Source organism: Clostridioides sp. ES-W-0016-02 (assembly GCF_020641035.1).
Lineage (GTDB): Bacteria > Bacillota > Clostridia > Peptostreptococcales > Peptostreptococcaceae > Clostridioides.
Genome location: NZ_CP061361.1, coordinates 3,599,291 through 3,616,615, shown reverse-complemented (window position 1 = coordinate 3,616,615; position 17,325 = coordinate 3,599,291). Strand labels below are relative to the sequence as shown.

The following is a 17,325-nucleotide window of genomic DNA, read 5'->3' as shown; positions in this document are numbered from 1 at the left end:
GTTAGATATGAGTAAATGATGCCTTTATAAACGTACATATTGAAACAGCAGTAGAATGTAATCCAATTATAGTAATTTTAAAAGAACTTTTTAAATAGTAATATTATCTTTAGACACTTCAATTATTTTTAAATCACTATAGTACAGAAGTCATTAGTATATAAGCGTATTTATTTTATTTATTAAGAGAAATTAGAATCTTTAGAAAAAATTTAGAAATTTCTAAATAATATCTTAAGTTTTAGAATTTATTATGGAAATATAATAAAAAATTAATAAAAATAAAATACTATAAAATGATTTATGGGGGTGTACTTATATATGGAAATGAAAATATCAGTGTCTAATCTCAGTAAGAGGTTTGGTTCAAAATTGGCTCTTGAAAATGTAAACATTGAAATTGATAGTGGAATGTTTGGACTTTTGGGAAGAAATGGAGCAGGAAAAACAACATTTATGCGAATTCTAGCTACTTTATTGTCAAAAACTGATGGCTCAATAGATATGTGTGGAATTCCTATAGAAAAAACGAAAGAAATTAGAGATATGGTTGGTTACCTTCCTCAAGATTTTTCAATGTATCCAAATATGACAGTGTATGAAGCAATGGATTATCTAGCTGTTTTATCAAATATACCATCAGGAAAAAGAAGAAAAATTATCAATAAGTTATTAAGTAAAGTAAATTTAACTAATCATCAAAGAGTAAAAGTAAAATCTTTGTCTGGAGGTATGAATAGAAGACTTGGAATTGCCCAAGCGCTGATTCACAATCCTAAAGTTTTAATCGTAGATGAACCAACAGCAGGACTTGACCCAGAAGAGCGTATACGATTTAGAAATTTATTATGTGAGATTGCCAATGATAGAATAGTTATATTATCAACACATATTGTAGGAGACATAGAAGCAACATGTGAAAATATAGCTATATTAGATAATGGAAAAGTTATATATAATGGAACAACTGAGGCATTAACAAAACTTGCTTATGGAAAAGTATATAGTGTTGAAGTAGATAAAAAGGACATAGAAAATATAAAAAATAGATTTGTAGTTATAGGTATGTTGACTCAAGGTGGAAAAGCTACACTTAGAATCATATCAGAAGAAAAACCTTTTGAAACAGCAGTAGAATGTAATCCAACTATCGAAGATGGCTATATGCTTATGATGGGAGGAAATAAGATATGAATCTATTTATAAAAGAGTGTAAAAACATATTAAAAAGCACAGTCTATTATGTTTTTATTGTAGTATTAGTAGTTTTCTATATTTCACAACTTGGAAGCTCAGTTTCAGAAGATGTAAGCAAAAATATTCCTAATGAAGGGAATCCATTAGTTGCTCCTCAAAGAGTAGAAAACATTGATGAATACTACTTAAAACACAATCAATATCCATATGGTCAAAAAGAATCTTTGAAGTCTGATAAAGTAATTCCAAGTGCAACTATAAGTTTAATTAGAGAATATCAAGAAAATTCATATACAACATATCCAATGGGAATTATTAAGCATATAAAATTAAATGAAAGCAAAACCCAAACTATAGAGAAGTATATTGAGGAGATAACTGGTAACAGTATTGACAAAGTAAACTCAATTTGGGAAAGTGGAGAAAATATAGAAATAAATTCTTCTAAATTATCATTTGAAAAATTTGAAGAAATAATGCAAAGCGTAGATGAAATTTTAGGTGGTGGGTCTGCGTATGCCATTGATAAATTACAAAGATTTGGTATAGTTCCAATTACTTATGAAGAAGCTATGCAAAATTATAACTATACAATACAAAAAGATAAAGTAACTAATGGTTATGCAAGAATTTTTTGTGACTATATTGGTATAATTTTAAGTATATTTCCAGTATTTGTAGCAGTTTTTATGTCAATGAAAGATAGACGTTCAAGAATGAGCGAAATTGTCTATTCAAAACAAGCATCAACATCTAAAATAATTTTATCAAGATATTTTGCTCTTGTATTTATGATGATGTTGCCAGTTTTAATTTTAGGTATAAAAGAATTACTTCCTTTAATTTCATTTGCTAAAGATGAAGGAATTTCTGTTGATAATTTAGCATTTATAAAATATACACTGTGGTGGTTATTGCCAACTCTTATGATAGTTACAGCTGTAGGAGTGAGTCTGACTGTTTTAACAGACACACCAGTAGCAATTATTGTTCAATTAATTTGGTGGTTTTACAGTATAAACTCTATAGGTCTTGAAGGAGATTATCCATCAATGGGACTAATGATAAGACATAATAATGTACTAAATGGAACTATTATAGCAGAAAACTTTAATACTATTATGAGTAATAGACTTTTAATAGGATTGGGAGCATTAATAATTGTCTTGATAACTACATTTTTATATGAACAAAAAAGAAGGGGGAATCTTAATGTTGGTTCAAAGTTTTCAAAATTATTTAGTTTTAATCAAAGAAAACTTCAAATTAAGCACTCTAATTAATCTAATATGTTCAATTGGTATGTTATGTTTGATTCCATTTATACAAGGGGTAGCAAATTTAGATAGTGTTTCAGCAGCTATATGTCTTGAAAACTATGTTGTAATAGTAGGAATAATAATGATAGTTCCTATATTTTACTTAGAACAATCAAAGGAAATTGATGAGATAGTATCATCAAAATCAGTATCTCAAGTAGTTATACAATTAATAAGAATAATAATGTCAATTATAAGTATACTTGTGTTAATTGCTGGATTTGTACTGATGTTAAAACATCTTGGAGGCAATTTTCCTATATTTAAATATATTGTGGGGAGTTTTGCATCAGCTATGTTTATAGGAAGTTTAGGTATGTTATTTTCTAATTTATTTAACAATACTATTATAGGATATATGGTATCTATAGGATATTTAATTTTAAATATGATGACTAAAGATAAGTATGTTGGAAATTTCTTTATAATGTCTATGAGTCGAGGTAGCTTTGATGAAAAGTATTGGTTGATATGTGGAAGTATTGTGCTTATGGTTGTATCTCTTTTGATAAAGCCAATAAAGAGAAAGATTGGTTAGTTAGATTAAAATTGTTTATTGTAGGTAAATTAAATAGAGTAATACAAAAGTTGTTTATTGCGGATACATTAAACAGAGTGATATTAAAGTTGTTTATTGCAGGTAAATTGAATAGAGTGATATTAAAGTTGTTTATTGCAGGCAAAGTAAGTATACTAATATAAAAATTGTTTATTATAGTAAAACTAAATAGATTAATAATAGGCATTTTTAGGTTAATAATCAGAACTATAATAAAAGTTATTAGATTTATAATATATGCTATCAATAATTTTATTTAATTGGATTTATTGATAATTGAATGATTTAACGCAGATAAGATTTGAATTAGAGCATTAGGTAAAACGAATATATCTTTAAATATGAATTTATATTTATAAAAGAGGCTATTAGTAGATTTGAGGCTGTAAGTAGATTTGTGTGTAGAAACAAATTTACCTACAGCTTTTTTATATTTACACTGATGTCTTTATATTATAAAATATATCTATTTACTAAATTTTATCTAAAGATGTCAAAAGTATATTTTATATTAACTTTACATGAATAGTTTTATAAAATTTTCATAAAATTTCTATTTTTGCTTAGAAACCTTATTATTCATATTATCATTAGTAGGCATGGCTCCAAAGCTTAGTTTTTCGTACATTACTTGAGTAGGAGCTAACCAAACTGTACCATTTCCAGTAAATGTATTTAAGAAACCTTCACCATTTAAAGCAGAACCAATTAAAGATTTATCTGACTTTGTAACAGAAAAATTAACTCCAGATGTTCTGGCTATTGCAAAGTTACCATCTACTTTTAATTCTTCTCCATTGCTCAATTCATATTCTACAATTTCACTTTGAGGCACAACACATTCTAGAACAACTACACCAGTACCACTTAACTCTATTTGGAAGAAACCTTCACCACCAAGTAAAGCAGAAGAGAAGTTCTTTTGCGTAAATGCCTTTACTTCTATAGTGTCAGAGCAACAATAGAATAGACCTTTATCGACGATTATAGAATCATTATCAAGGCTCATAAATAAATAATGTCTAAAAGAAGGCTCTAAGTAAACTTCGCCAGTACCCTTATATGTAGGTTTCATCATTGATTCATTAGTAAGTGCTCCTGATATTCCTTTTTTGAAAAGACCTCCAACACCACCAATTTTAGTTTCAGAAGATATCTTTCCTTTATAATAGTACAGTGCACCAGCTTCTGTTTTTATTGATGAATTATTTAATTTTATCTTAATTTGTCTAGCCTTCAAGCCAGCTTCTCTAGCAAAATATAATCCCATTGCCATCATTGGGCTAGAAGCACCTTCAAGTTTTTCAAATTCTAATATTTCAAATTCACTTCTACCATCTGATGTATTTTCTAAAATTTTTACTTTTTTGCTTAAATCCATACAAATTTCTCCCTACTATATTAAAATTTATCTCTAAAATCTTATAAGATATAACTATATATTACATTTTTTTTGAAAAATTAGCTACTTTATCATCAAAGTTTTACATAGATATTAAGAAATTTTAAGAATATTTATAATTGAAGTATATTGTTTGAGTACGTATTTTGAGTAGTATTTATAATTTGTGGGTATTATATTTTATGGGAGTGTTAAAATTATTTAAAAGTGAAAAGTGAAAAGTGAAAAGTGAAAAGTGAAAAGTGAAAAGTGAAAAGTGAAAAGTGAAAAGTGAAAAGTGAAAAGTAGGTATTAGAGTATTAAAATTTTTGTTTTGAGTTTGATAGATTATTTTTAGTAATTTATTTTGACTTTGCATTAAATAGAGTAGATGCAATTTCTTACAATATGTTGTTATATTATTTAATATATCTTGCTTAATTAGTTTAATGTATGAGTTGTCATATTGACTAAAGTACTTGAATATGTTATCATACAGGGTAGTCAAAAGATTTGTAGATATAAAATAATTAGTAAATTTTTAGTATATATTAAAGAAATTTCTAGCAAAGAAGGTGAGATTTATATGGCTGGTAAAAAAATATTAGCAACAAACAAAAGAGCAAGACATGAATATTTTATAGAGGAAACCTATGAGTGTGGAATTGAATTAAAAGGAACAGAAGTAAAATCAATAAGACAGGGTAAAGTCAACCTAAGTGATGGATTTGCATCTGTAGATAACAGTGAAGTATTTTTAAAACAAGTTCATATAAGTCCATATGAGCAAGGAAATATATTTAATGTTGACCCTCTAAGAGTGAGAAAGTTATTGCTTCACAAGCATGAGATAAGAAAACTTATTGGAGCAACTACTATAAAGGGGTATTCACTTATACCACTTAGTTTATATTTAAAAAATGGTAAAGTTAAAGTAGAGATTGCTTTAGCAAAAGGTAAGAAGTTATATGACAAGCGTCAAGATATGGCTAAGAAAGATGCCCAAAGACGTATAGAAAGAGAAATGACAGGGAAATATTAAACTAGTTAAAAATGTATTTTTTAGAATAAAATTCTTTATTATCTAGAACATAACATTGATTTTTATTCTTAAAAGTATTATATTATATATACATTAAAAATTTAATAAGAATGGTGATAAAGTTTGCGAAGAGTCTAATGGACTATAAACTACTCAAGGGGGCGTAAAGGTTTCGACGTGGGTTTGGAACTTGAGGCTGCGTGTCGTGTTACTCTGGGTCACGTAAAAACTGGGGAACTTTAAAATAAACGCAGACGATAATTTCGCGATAGCAGCCTAGTTGCTGCTCGTCCCTCTTAGCCCTCCTGCCGGCTAAGACTGGACGTCATTATGCAGGGAACTACTTTGAGGGTGTCTCGACTTAGGGTAGATTAATTGGGACTGGCTAAGCATAGAGCCTGCCACTTGGCGTTATGTAAGGTGAGATATTAGTAAAGTTGGCTACACATGTAGATGCAGCGAGGAAAAGATTTGCGGACAGGGGTTCGACTCCCCTCGTCTCCACCAATTTTGAAAAAAGAATGATGAAATACTTGGAAATACTAGTCTTTAGTGACTAGTATTTTTTGTTTTGGTGACGAAATCCACCAACCGTACCCCAACCACAGAAAAAGAGGTTTTTTTTGATGGTAAAAAAGACGCTAATTATCAAATAAGTAATTGATATTTATGCATAATATGATTATATAATAAAATAAGGATAGCATTATTTTTTAAATTGTTAATATTAATAATATATTAAATGCTAAAATCTTCTGTTTTATCTACAATATACTAGAGTTTAATTTTAAAATATAAATTGTAATTATCTTGAAAGAACGTTTTATATTACTAACAAATTCAAGTAAGTAAACTCATTATATAATATAGAATTGTAGTAAAAAAAGAGAATGGGGATGATATAATAAAATTAGAAAATAGGTATCATGACAGTAATTATTAAGAGATAGTTTAGGAGGGAATAATGACATTTGAAGAAATTATGGAATTTAATAAGCCTTACAATCAAAAAAATTTTGATGAACTGGTAAATGCAATTAAAGCTGGTTATGTAGTCCCATATATTGGAGCAGGCATGTCTATGTTATTTAAAGATATATATCCTTCATGGAGTACATTTTTAAATAACACAAGTGAAGAATATTTAGAAGATGAGGATAAAATTTTATTTAAAAAAATAGAGGATTATGAAAAAAAAGCAGAGTTTTTATATGAAGAATTGGCGAAAGTTAGATTTTCTAAACATTTAAAAAAAGTTTTTGGGGCAGGTTATCTGGATGCAAAAGATAAAGACGATTTTATTGATAAATGTGTCTATTTAATTCCTATAATTTTTGGCTCAGGATTAATTATAACTACTAATTATGATAAAGTACTAGAAAAAAATTATGGATTACACAATAAAACAGTTTTAGTGTCACATCCAGGTCACTTTGAAGCATTAAATAATGCACTTAGAAATAATGAATTAGTATTGTATAAAATTCATGGGGATATTACAGAGCCTATAACATCTATTGTGTTAACAAAAGAACAATATGAAAAAGCATATAGTAATGATGAATTGAGAAAGATGCTTACACAAGTATATACAAGTAAAGAGTTGTTATTTCTTGGATGTAGTTTGGAAAAGGATAGACCGTTGGAATTATTACAGCAAGTATCAGAGGCAGGAATGGGTCATTATGCTATTATTCCAGTTAGTAGTGAGAAAAAGAAACATAGACGAATAGAGTTAGAAAATGAATATTATACACAAACCATTATGTATCCTGAAGGTAAGCATGAATGTGTAAGAATAATACTTGAACGAATTTTGCAAATAGTTTTGCCAGATGAATATAGAAGATTAAAAGATAGGTCTTTAAAGGAAAGTAGGTTAACTAATTTATCTTGTAGATTAACAGAGAAATGGTTTCAAAATCAGAATGATATACAGATAAAAAACCTTGGAGATAGATATTTACCAGAATTGAATGTAGAATTGAGTTTAGAAAATACGTTTAATGCATTAGGAAAAAATGAAGAATTTAAACATCGTTTTGATGAGAAAACAGATAAAGTTCTATCGAGTATAAAGAAACGGAAAATAAATGAAGTGGAAGTAGATGTACTAGTTATAGAAGAAATAATACAACAATTTTATGATAAAACTAATGAAAGATTAGATGTCAAGTTGTTAAAAAAGCACTTTGAAAAAATAAGTGCAGCACTTGATAATAGAATAAATAATTTTAAAAATATAATTGTAAATGAAGACTGTGAAAAAAGTAAAAAAAGAGAAGATGAAATATACAAATTGAAGCAGACTCAAAAAGATATCTATGTATATATAAAATATTTGGATTCTAAGGAAATAAAAGTAGTTAATAGCCCTTATATTTTATTACATAGTGCAGGTGGTATGGGGAAATCTCATATAATTGCACATACTATTGAGAAAAGAAATATGGATGGGCATAAGTCTATATTATTTTTAGGGCAACATTTTAAGTTGGATAAAACACCAATTAAACATATGTTAGAAATATTAGAAATTGAGTGTGAGTTTGAAGAATTATTAGAAATACTTAATGAAATAGGAGAAAAAGAGCAACAGCGTGTGATATTATTTATAGATGCATTGAATGAAGGTCAAGGAAAAGAGCTTTGGAAATATTATTTAAATGGTATTGTAGAACAGATAAAGAAATATCCATGGATTGGACTAATATTATCAATAAGAAGTGAATATATACCATCTTTAATAGATAATAATAACAAGTTAAAAGAGAATTTGGTTTTTATAGAGCATCAAGGATTTTCTAGTATAGAACATAAAGCTATGAAAAAGTATTTTGATTATTATGGAATACCTTATTCTAATATTCCAATGCCAAATCAAGAATTTAGAAACCCTCTTTTTTTGAGAATTATGTGTGAAACTTTTAAAGGAGAAGAGATTAACTTAGATACTATTAGTTTTACAGATATTTATAAAAATTATTTGAATATACTTAATCTTAGAATATCTGAATCATGCAATTATAGTAGACATGCCAATGTAGTTACAGAAGTACTTAATGAAATGATTAAATATAAATATGGAGATGGTCTTGGGAATAATTTAATACCAGCAAACAAGTGTGTAGAGATTATAATAAATATTGCAAGTAAGTATAAGATTAACAATGTGATAATAGATGAACTTATAGCAAATGGAATAGTTAATAAAACAGTCAATTTAAATGATAAAGAATATATGCATGTGACATATGAGAAGTTAGAAGATTATTTATATGCAAATTTGTTGGTTAAAGAGTTAAAAGAAATTGGGGTAGTAGATTTTTCACATAAGTATAAATATTTAGTAGAATATGAGGATATATTAGAAGTATTGGCAATTGTTTTATCTGAAGAGACAGGCTCAGATATACCTAATGAAGTTTTTGAAGTTTTTAAAGATAAAGAAACAAATTATAATGTTATTAGTGCATTTATTAATGCACTAATATGGCGTAAGAAATCTACAATTACTGAAAAAACACTAGATTATATTAATAAAATAGTTTTAGGTAAATCTTATTATAAAATAGATTTTTATAATGTACTTATCTTAATTTCTACAAAGGTTAATCATACATTAAATGCAGATTATATAGTAAAATATATTTTACAAAATACTATGGCAGATAGAGATGCTATCTTTATACCTATATTTAATGAAATTTATGAAGAAGAAGAGTCTTCTATTAAGCGATTATTAGGATGGTGCTTTGATTCTAAAGGTTTTGATAATACTTCAAATGAAACAATTAGATTGTCAGCTATGATGATTGCAACGTTTTTAATTTCTTCAAATAGAAACTTAAGAGATAAAAGTACAAAAGCTCTTGTAAATCTATTAACAGGGAAAATGAATATTGTAATAGATTTACTTAAAACATTTGAAGATGTAGATGACCCATATATTATTGAACGATTATATGCAGTTGCATTTGGATGTGTTGTATCAGAGCAATCAGAAGAGATGATAGAGGCATTGGCAGTTTATGTATATAATAAAATATTTGATGTAGATTATGTTTATCCCAATATTTTATTAAGAGATTATGCAAAAAATATTGTAGATTATGCAAAATATAAAATTGATAGTTCAGTATTAAAAGATATGGATGTTGAACCACCATATAAATCAATTTTTCCTAAAGTACCAACTGATGAAGAAATTGAGGGATATAAGTATGACTATAAGGCATCAGATTTTAAAGATTATTATTGGAGTCAAAACACTATCTTAGATTCTATGGTAGTAGAATATACTAGAGATGGACAACCAGGATGGTATGGAGATTTTGGAAGATATATATTCCAACACTATTTCCATAAATGGAAAGGTCTAGACTATAACGATTTAAAGAATATAGCTATTAAGAAAGTTTTTGACATGGGATATGATGTAAATAAACATGGTAAATTTGATAGAACAGTACAAAATGGTAGATTAAGAGATAGTAAATATGAAAGAATAGGAAAGAAATATCAATGGATTGCATTATATGAACTTGCAGCGCAAGCTGCTGATAATTATAAGATAGAAGTGTATACAAATGCTTATGGTACTAAAAAAGAAATTTATTGTAAGGGTACATTTGAGCCAGATATTAGGAATATTGATCCAACTGTCATGACAGTAATAAATAATAATAACAATAAAAAAGTACATAATCAATTATTTCAATTTTCTCCAATACCTAATAATGAGTGGTTAGGAGATTTTAGTGATTTACCAAGCATAAATGATATGGTAAATAGTGTTTACAAAAATCAAGACTTTTTATTACTTAATGGATGGTATACTTGGAAGGAGGAAAATGATTTTAAAAATAAGAACTATAAAAATCCTGAAAAAGATATGTGGGTATTAATCAATAGCTATATAATTAAAAATGACCAACTAGAACCAATAGTGAATGATCTAAAGGGAAAAGACTTTATGGGTAGATGGCTTACTGAACCTAATAGTAATTATACTCTTTATAATAAGGAATATTATTGGGCAGATGGATATTACTTTTTTCAAAATTCATATTATTGTGGAGAAGAGTGGGTACAAATAGATGAACATAAGAATATCTTAGAAAAGGATTATAAAGTATTATTGCCAACTTATAGTTATACTACTGAACGAGAAGGTGACATATTTCAAGAAGACTTTTCTGACACATGGCATAAACCTTGTAGTACTCTATTTTATGAGTTGAAATTGAGATATGGTCAGGGAGATTCAATTCTATACAATGATTATGGTGAAGTTGTTTGTTTTGAAAGTAGTGAATTACTTAATGAAGATATAGGATTCTTTATTAATAAGGAAATTTTCTTAAAATATCTTAATGAACAAGGATATAGTGTATTTTGGACAATGCTAGCAGAAAAAAGAGTTTTAGAAGAACCATATATGGATAGAAAATACATACAACCAACTATATCAGGAGTATATACCCTAAATGGAGAAAATAGACTTGTAGGAGAGACAATAGAGAGTGAATATTAATACCTTGATATAATTATAGAAATTTTATTTAAGTATATTTAAGAAGACAGGTTTTATTATCAATACTTATAAGATAGTTAATTAAGTGCAATATTTTGATTATTAAATATTGGTAAAAAGATTTATATAATTGAGATTAGATTATAAATATCTTATAGCCGAATTATTATGGCTAATTAAATAACTAATAAATATATAGTTAGTCAAAATAGGATAAACAAATATTTGAAAGAGCAGGTATAGTTTTTATGGAAGCTAATAAGACATTGTTACAATCACTATATAAAAAAATCATATTAGAATTTTCCAAACAGACAGGAAAAAGCTTGGAAGAAAGTATGGATTATTTATATACTTCTGAAACATATAAACTTATAAGTGAGGGTGTATCAGATATGCACTGTAAGGGTCATATATACTTGGCTCAAGAATTAATGCTAGAAAATGGATTAATGTATCATAAAGGCTATCCAAGATAAATAGTTAAAACTAGATACGAATTAAGGATACAAGATAATATGAAATTAATTTGTATCCTTATTTTGGTTTTGTAATTAACTATATGAAATCATAATATTTATATGTATTTGATTTTTACAATGAAAATATTTTATCCAACTTTTCTACAGCTTCAACCTTCTTATCTTCCATAACTTGAGTATATATATTTAAAGTTATTGATATATCATAATGACCCATTAAAACTTGTACAGTTTTAGGAGGGACATCATTCTCAAAAAGTCTAGTTGCATAAGTTTTCCTAAGACCATGAAACTTTATAGGCTCTATATTTAAGCTGTTTAATATAGATTTTAAATTCCTTAAAGGTCTTTTATCATCTATAGGAACACCTAATTCATTGCAAAATACATAATTATCATTTCTATATAATTCTCCAGCCTTTAATATATCTGTATTTTGATTTACTTTATGTTCTTTCAATTTGTTTAAGACATCCTTTGGAATAGGCACAGTTCTGTAAGAATTTGATGTCTTTGGCTCTTGTTCTAATACTTTAAGCTCTCTATTTCCATTTTTATCTATAAGATATGTTCTTTGAAGAGTTCTTTTAACTGTTAAATTAGAACTCTTAAAATCAATATCAAACCATTTAAGTCCTAATAATTCTCCTAATCTAAGTCCAGTACCAAGAGCAAGTAAAAATAATACCTCTAATTTATGACCCTCTATAGCTTTTATAAAACTCTTTTGTTGTTCAAGAGTCAATATTTCAAGCTTATTTTCTTTTTTCTCAACTGGTATATTTACCATAGTGCAATAATTACGTTGTATAAGACATTGTTTTTCAGCTTCTGATAAGCAGGTTTTAAGTTTAGTGTTTATTTGCCTTATAGTAGGTATACTTTTATTGGAATCAAGCAATCTATTGTAATATTTTTGTATGTGAGATACTCTTAAGTCCTTTAACTTAACATTACCTAAATCAGTATCTTTAATATAATTACGATATATGCTTTCATATCTTTCAAATGACTTGGGTTTTAAATCTTTTATTCTATATTCAAACAACCAATTGTAAAACCAATGTTCTAAAGTTATTTTATCATCTGAAATATCAGAGCTTAAATAATATTGTTTTTTATAAGCATCTAATTTATCTTTAACTTCCTTTTGAGTTTTACCATAAAATTCTTTTCTTATTGGTTTACCATCTTCATTGTAACCAATCATTATACGTGAACGCCAACCATCTTTATATTTTCCGATAGAGCCTTCTCCATTAGCTCTTTTAGTTGCCATTTTTAAACAGCTCCTTATATGATTTATAGTTATATCCATCAAAGAATGTAATACATTTCTCCAATAAGAATTTTATAACTTCATCAGCTTCTAGTGTTTCATAGAAGTTTAGCATTAATGTGTTGTATTCTTGTTTATGTTTAGCTGGTATTGATAGAACTCCTATATCATTACTTATAAGTATTAAGTTTGAGGTAAGTCTAGCAGTTCTTTTGTTACCATCATAGAAGAATTGACAATAGGACAACCATAAATTTATTATTATAGCCTTTTCTAAGGGGTTAGTTATTTTATTTACGATACTTATGTCACTTATAAATAAATCATTTAATAGAGTGGCTTCTATGCACTCATATTTAGTAGTACCAGCTATACCTATATTACCATTTCTGAAATCTCCAACGATTAGAGCTTCATCTCTTGCAACTATTTTATGTATAGAGCAAATTGTATCTTTATTTAAAGATAAGTTTTCTTTGTTACTTAATTTTATTACATAATCCCATGATGATTTTATATTTAGTATTTGATTTTGGTCACTTAATTTATGTCCACCCACTGTTATACCATCAAGTAATGTTTGTACTTCTGGGAATGTAAAGGGGTTATTTTCTAGGTTACCCATATCATATACAAATTCACTTATCATTCTTCTAATATATGTTAAAGTATATTTTTTATCTCCATGAGGTAGGTTAGTAGGGAATTTATATATGTATTTTGGTATATATGATTTATTCATGATTGTAGCTCCTTCCATATCTAATTTTTATTTATTAACTATGAATGTATAAAAGTTAATAAGTAAACCAATATTTTAAAAATGTGCAATACTAATATTCTTCATCCTCATCTTCAATAATACCATTAGAATTTTCTTGTATAAAATTTTCAACAAGACTATTTATCACCCAATTTAGATTTTTAGAGAAGTCTTTGAAGTCAGAAAAGTTTAAGTTAATTGGTTTTATTGTGTCTGCATTGTCTATAATTTCAAACTTTGTTTTATAGTCTGTCTTTATATCATAACCATAATTTTCTAATATATAAATCACTAAATCAAACTCAGACTTGTCTATATAATGAGAAACTGGAGTATTATCTATGTCAATATCTTTATTTATAAAATCAATAAGAAAGTCATTTACAATATATCCAGTCTGAGGGTTTCTATAAAGGATTGTTTGGTTATCTATTTTTATCTCTTCTAATGGGAATCCAAATAAATCTTCAATATTGGCATAAGTAGCAAGTGCTATTTTTTTTAATATTTCAATTCTAGGCATTTTTGTTCCATTTTCATAATTTATAACTTCATTTTCAGAGCAATTTATTTTTTCTGAGAGCTCTTTGACAGAGATATTATTTATGTTTCTAAATTTGCTTATATTATTTCCGATGAGTTTTGCTGAGTAATTATCAAATGTTTTTACCACTGAATCAAATTCTTTTAAATTAGTATAATTATTTGTTGAAGTATCTAAATCATTTTCTTCAATAATAAGTCTATTTATAGGAATTGATAAAGCAGTAGATATTTTTTTTATCATATCTAAATTAGGTTTTCTTTGGTTTTGTTCATATTTAGCTATAGCATGAACTGAACAACCAATTTTGTTAGCTAGCTCATCTCTTGACATATTTAATGATTTTCTATATTGTTTAATCTTTTCTCCGATTGTACTATTTATCATAATTTCACCTCAAATACATTATAGCACGAAATGGGTGTATTAATACACTTAAATATATTGACAAAGCACGAAATGGGTGTTATTCTGTTTTATAGAAAGATAAAAAGGCACAATATGGGTATGAGAGGAAGGAGGAAATCAATGAAGCTCAAATTAAAAAGAATTGAAAAAGGTATAAAGCAATATGAATTAGCTGAGAAAGTTGGTATTTCAAGATATTATTTATCTTCTTTGGAAAGAGGCAAATCAAAAAATCCAAGTAATATGTTGATGTTAAAATTGGCTCAAGAACTAGATACAAGCGTAGAAGAATTATTTTTTGATAAGGGGGAATGATGTATGGCAGATACAAATAATCTGGAAGTTCTTAAAACACTACAAGCTACATTGAATATACTTGTAAAGCAAGAACAAGAAGCACAAGAAAAGGCAAAAGGGTACAAGGAGATACAGACATATAGAAGAGATAAAGCTCAACTTATCACTTGTAAAGAAGCTTCTAAAACTTATCCAATAGGGGAATCAAAGTTTCGACAGTTATGTCATTCTAAAAATAAAGGATTTCCTTGTATATGGATAGATAATAGAGTTTATATAATAAAAAATAAACTAGATGATTGGTTTATTGAAAATGCAAATGGTATAAAATTATAGGTTTAAGTGGGTGATAGTACTTGAGTAATCTAGGTTGGATAAAGCTTCATAGAAAGATAAAAGAAAGCCCACTATATAAAGATTGTAATTCCAAACAAAGAGATATACTCATAAACTTATTACTGTCAGTTAATCATAAGCCTAATAAATGGGTTTATGGAGGTAAAGAATATGAAGTTAAATCAGGACAGTTAATAACATCTTTGGAAAGTATAGCAAATATGTGTTCAAAAGATGTAAGTATTCAGAATGTAAGAACTGCTTTAAAGAAATTTGAAAGATATGGATTTCTAACAAATGAATCAACAAACAAAAATAGGCTTATAACTATTGAAAACTGGGAGCTATATCAATCTAATGAAGAAAATCAACAGACTAATCAACATGTAATTAACAAGCAACTAACAACTAACAAGAATGTAAATAATGAAAAAAGTAAAATATACAGTGAAATTATAGAAAAATTCAATAATACTTGTACAGAACTATCAAAAGTAAAGAAACTTACAGAGGCTAGAAAAAAAGTAATTAATGCTAGGATAAAAGAATATGATAAAGAGACTGTATTAGAAATTATTCATATAGTTAGTAAAACTAGTTTTTTAAATGGAAGCAATGAAAAAGGTTGGAAGGCAAATTTTGATTGGATAATGAGCCCAAATAATTTTATTAAGATATTAGAAGGCAATTATCAAGATAAATCAATTAATGTCAAAGTAGATGCAGAAGCATATAGTCCAGATGATTCACAATTAAAGTGGTAGGGAGTTTATATTATGGATAATATGAGTAATTTAGTTAAGAACACAGAAGCAGAACAATCTATATTAGGTAGTATTTTACTAGATTCGAGGAAAATGGAAGAGATTGAAATATTAATAAGTGAAGATATGTTTTATCATCAAGAACACAAACATATATTCAATTCAGTGAAAGATATACATAAAAGGGATGAGCCTATAGATATAATAACTCTTACAGAAGATTTAAAGAAAAAGGGGCTTATAGATTATGTTGGAGGTATAAGTTATTTGACAAAACTATCAACAATAGTTCCAACTATAGGTAATGTATCTCATTATATTGAGATAGTTATTGAAAAATATAAAAATAGAAATATAATTGATAAATTTAATAAATTCAAATTAGGTGAAATAGATGATAATACACTTATATATCAATTAGAAAAATACATTAATGAAGTCAATCAGAAATTGGTTAAGAAGGATTCTAGTATAACAGCTATATCAGAAAGAGCCTTTGAATATATAAATGATGAAATTGAAGAAGGTATCAATATAGGAATAAAATTTTTAGATGAAACTATTGGAGGTCTATATAGTGGTGAATTAATTACAATAGCGGCCAAAAGTGGAAGAGGAAAAACAGCACTAGCCTTACAGATAATGAGAAATGTAGTATTTCAAGGTAAAAAAGTACTTTTTATAAGTGGTGAAATGAGTGATATACAAATTTTGTTTAGAAACATAGCTTCTTTAACTGGAATATCAGTTGTAAAAATGAAGAATAGAAATCTAAATGAAGAAGAAATAATTAAATACATAAATGCTTTAAGTACTTTAAATCAGGAGAATAATCTATATATTAATGATTCAGTGAATACAATATCAGGAATTAAGAGGGAGATAAAAAGTATTAAACCAGATGTTGTTATAATTGATTATCTTCAGATTTTGGATTATGAAGGTAAAGAAGTTGGAGAAGCTAAATTTGCTGATTTATCAAGGCAAATAAAAAAGATTACTTTAGACTTTAATATTCCAATTATACAGTTGGCTCAATTAAATGATGAATTGAAGGATGAAAGACCAAAAGGTGATAGAGTAATGAGAAGTTCAAAACAGATATATATGGATTCTAATTCAGTTATATATATTCATAGACCTACAGAGAAAGAGGCTCTTGATTATTGTAAGACAATGGGAATAGAGGATATAAAAGAATTAAGGTGTAGAGAAAAAGGTTTTGGAGCTAGTTTAAGTGAGATTATAGTTGCTAAAAATAGAGATGGGGAATCAGGTTTTAGACCTTATTGGTATATAGGAAGTTTGTTTTCTTTTAAGGAATGTAAGAAGGTAAGTATATAATCCTTAATTGTATGCAATAAAGATTTAAAATATATAGTATTTAGATTGAAAAATTTATTAGAAAAAGGTAGTTG

14 protein-coding genes and 1 other RNA gene are annotated in these 17,325 nt (G+C 27.0%); 11 read left to right on the top strand and 4 right to left on the bottom strand.

Annotation, left to right across the window (positions count from 1 at the left end):
- Positions 1 to 321 precede the first annotated feature (321 nt).
- Genes IC758_RS16805 through IC758_RS16795 form a run of 3 tightly spaced genes read left to right on the top strand, consistent with a single transcriptional unit; the run spans position 322 to position 3,054 of the window.
- Positions 322 to 1,194 carry an ABC transporter ATP-binding protein gene (locus IC758_RS16805; RefSeq protein WP_227433788.1) on the top strand — a complete coding sequence of 291 codons (873 nt, stop codon included), beginning with the start codon at positions 322 to 324 and terminating at the stop codon, positions 1,192 to 1,194.
- The gene (locus IC758_RS16800) at positions 1,191 to 2,480 is read left to right on the top strand and encodes an ABC transporter permease (protein WP_227831566.1); all 1,290 of its coding nucleotides are present in this window, start codon (positions 1,191 to 1,193) and stop codon (positions 2,478 to 2,480) included. Before IC758_RS16805 ends, IC758_RS16800 begins: the two co-directional genes overlap by 4 nt.
- Positions 2,410 to 3,054, top strand: a complete 645-nt coding sequence (locus IC758_RS16795) for an ABC transporter permease (RefSeq protein WP_227860619.1) — start codon at positions 2,410 to 2,412, stop codon at positions 3,052 to 3,054. Before IC758_RS16800 ends, IC758_RS16795 begins: the two co-directional genes overlap by 71 nt.
- A gap of 574 nt (positions 3,055 to 3,628) precedes the next feature.
- On the opposite strand, the gene IC758_RS16790 is transcribed toward IC758_RS16795, so the two are convergent.
- Positions 3,629 to 4,456 carry an AIM24 family protein gene (locus IC758_RS16790; protein WP_227433791.1) on the bottom strand — a complete coding sequence of 276 codons (828 nt, stop codon included), beginning with the start codon at positions 4,454 to 4,456 and terminating at the stop codon, positions 3,629 to 3,631.
- Positions 4,457 to 5,042: 586 nt separating this feature from the next.
- Between IC758_RS16790 and smpB the strand changes: the two genes are divergently transcribed.
- The 4 genes from smpB (at position 5,043) to IC758_RS16770 (ending at position 11,513) form a co-directional block, all read left to right on the top strand.
- Positions 5,043 to 5,498: an SsrA-binding protein SmpB gene (smpB, locus tag IC758_RS16785; RefSeq protein ID WP_054275121.1), complete on the top strand. Its 456-nt coding sequence runs from the start codon at positions 5,043 to 5,045 to the stop codon at positions 5,496 to 5,498.
- 157 nt (positions 5,499 to 5,655) lie between these two features.
- Positions 5,656 to 6,005: a transfer-messenger RNA gene (gene ssrA, locus IC758_RS16780) on the top strand.
- A 457-nt stretch (positions 6,006 to 6,462) separates the two neighbouring features.
- On the top strand, positions 6,463 to 11,034 hold the full coding sequence (locus IC758_RS16775; protein WP_227860618.1) for an SIR2 family protein: 4,572 nt from the start codon (positions 6,463 to 6,465) through the stop codon (positions 11,032 to 11,034).
- Positions 11,035 to 11,282: 248 nt separating this feature from the next.
- On the top strand, positions 11,283 to 11,513 hold the full coding sequence (locus tag IC758_RS16770) for a hypothetical protein (RefSeq protein WP_114108499.1): 231 nt from the start codon (positions 11,283 to 11,285) through the stop codon (positions 11,511 to 11,513).
- A gap of 115 nt (positions 11,514 to 11,628) precedes the next feature.
- On the opposite strand, the gene IC758_RS16765 is transcribed toward IC758_RS16770, so the two are convergent.
- The 3 genes from IC758_RS16765 to IC758_RS16755 all read right to left on the bottom strand — a co-directional run bounded on the left by IC758_RS16765 (position 11,629) and on the right by IC758_RS16755 (position 14,489).
- Positions 11,629 to 12,795, bottom strand: a complete 1,167-nt coding sequence (locus IC758_RS16765) for a tyrosine-type recombinase/integrase (protein ID WP_227860617.1) — start codon at positions 12,793 to 12,795, stop codon at positions 11,629 to 11,631.
- Positions 12,785 to 13,537 carry a Fic family protein gene (locus IC758_RS16760; RefSeq protein WP_227860616.1) on the bottom strand — a complete coding sequence of 251 codons (753 nt, stop codon included), beginning with the start codon at positions 13,535 to 13,537 and terminating at the stop codon, positions 12,785 to 12,787. Before IC758_RS16760 ends, IC758_RS16765 begins: the two co-directional genes overlap by 11 nt.
- A gap of 91 nt (positions 13,538 to 13,628) precedes the next feature.
- A complete protein-coding gene (locus IC758_RS16755; RefSeq protein ID WP_227860615.1) occupies positions 13,629 to 14,489 on the bottom strand; it encodes a helix-turn-helix domain-containing protein in 861 nt (286 codons plus the stop codon).
- A gap of 141 nt (positions 14,490 to 14,630) precedes the next feature.
- On the opposite strand from IC758_RS16755, the gene IC758_RS16750 reads away from it, so the two are divergent.
- The 4 genes from IC758_RS16750 to IC758_RS16735 are packed head-to-tail and all read left to right on the top strand — an operon-like array spanning position 14,631 to position 17,251.
- The gene (locus IC758_RS16750) at positions 14,631 to 14,825 is read left to right on the top strand and encodes a helix-turn-helix transcriptional regulator (RefSeq protein ID WP_070112955.1); all 195 of its coding nucleotides are present in this window, start codon (positions 14,631 to 14,633) and stop codon (positions 14,823 to 14,825) included.
- 3 nt (positions 14,826 to 14,828) lie between these two features.
- Positions 14,829 to 15,143 (top strand): hypothetical protein, encoded by a 315-nt coding sequence (locus IC758_RS16745; protein ID WP_227860614.1) that lies wholly within the window; start codon positions 14,829 to 14,831, stop codon positions 15,141 to 15,143.
- A gap of 20 nt (positions 15,144 to 15,163) precedes the next feature.
- Entirely contained in the window at positions 15,164 to 15,907 is a 744-nt protein-coding gene (locus IC758_RS16740) for a hypothetical protein (protein ID WP_227860613.1), read from the top strand.
- A gap of 12 nt (positions 15,908 to 15,919) precedes the next feature.
- Positions 15,920 to 17,251, top strand: coding sequence for a replicative DNA helicase (locus IC758_RS16735; protein ID WP_227860612.1), 1,332 nt, complete (start codon positions 15,920 to 15,922; stop codon positions 17,249 to 17,251).
- Positions 17,252 to 17,325: the final 74 nt, after the last annotated feature.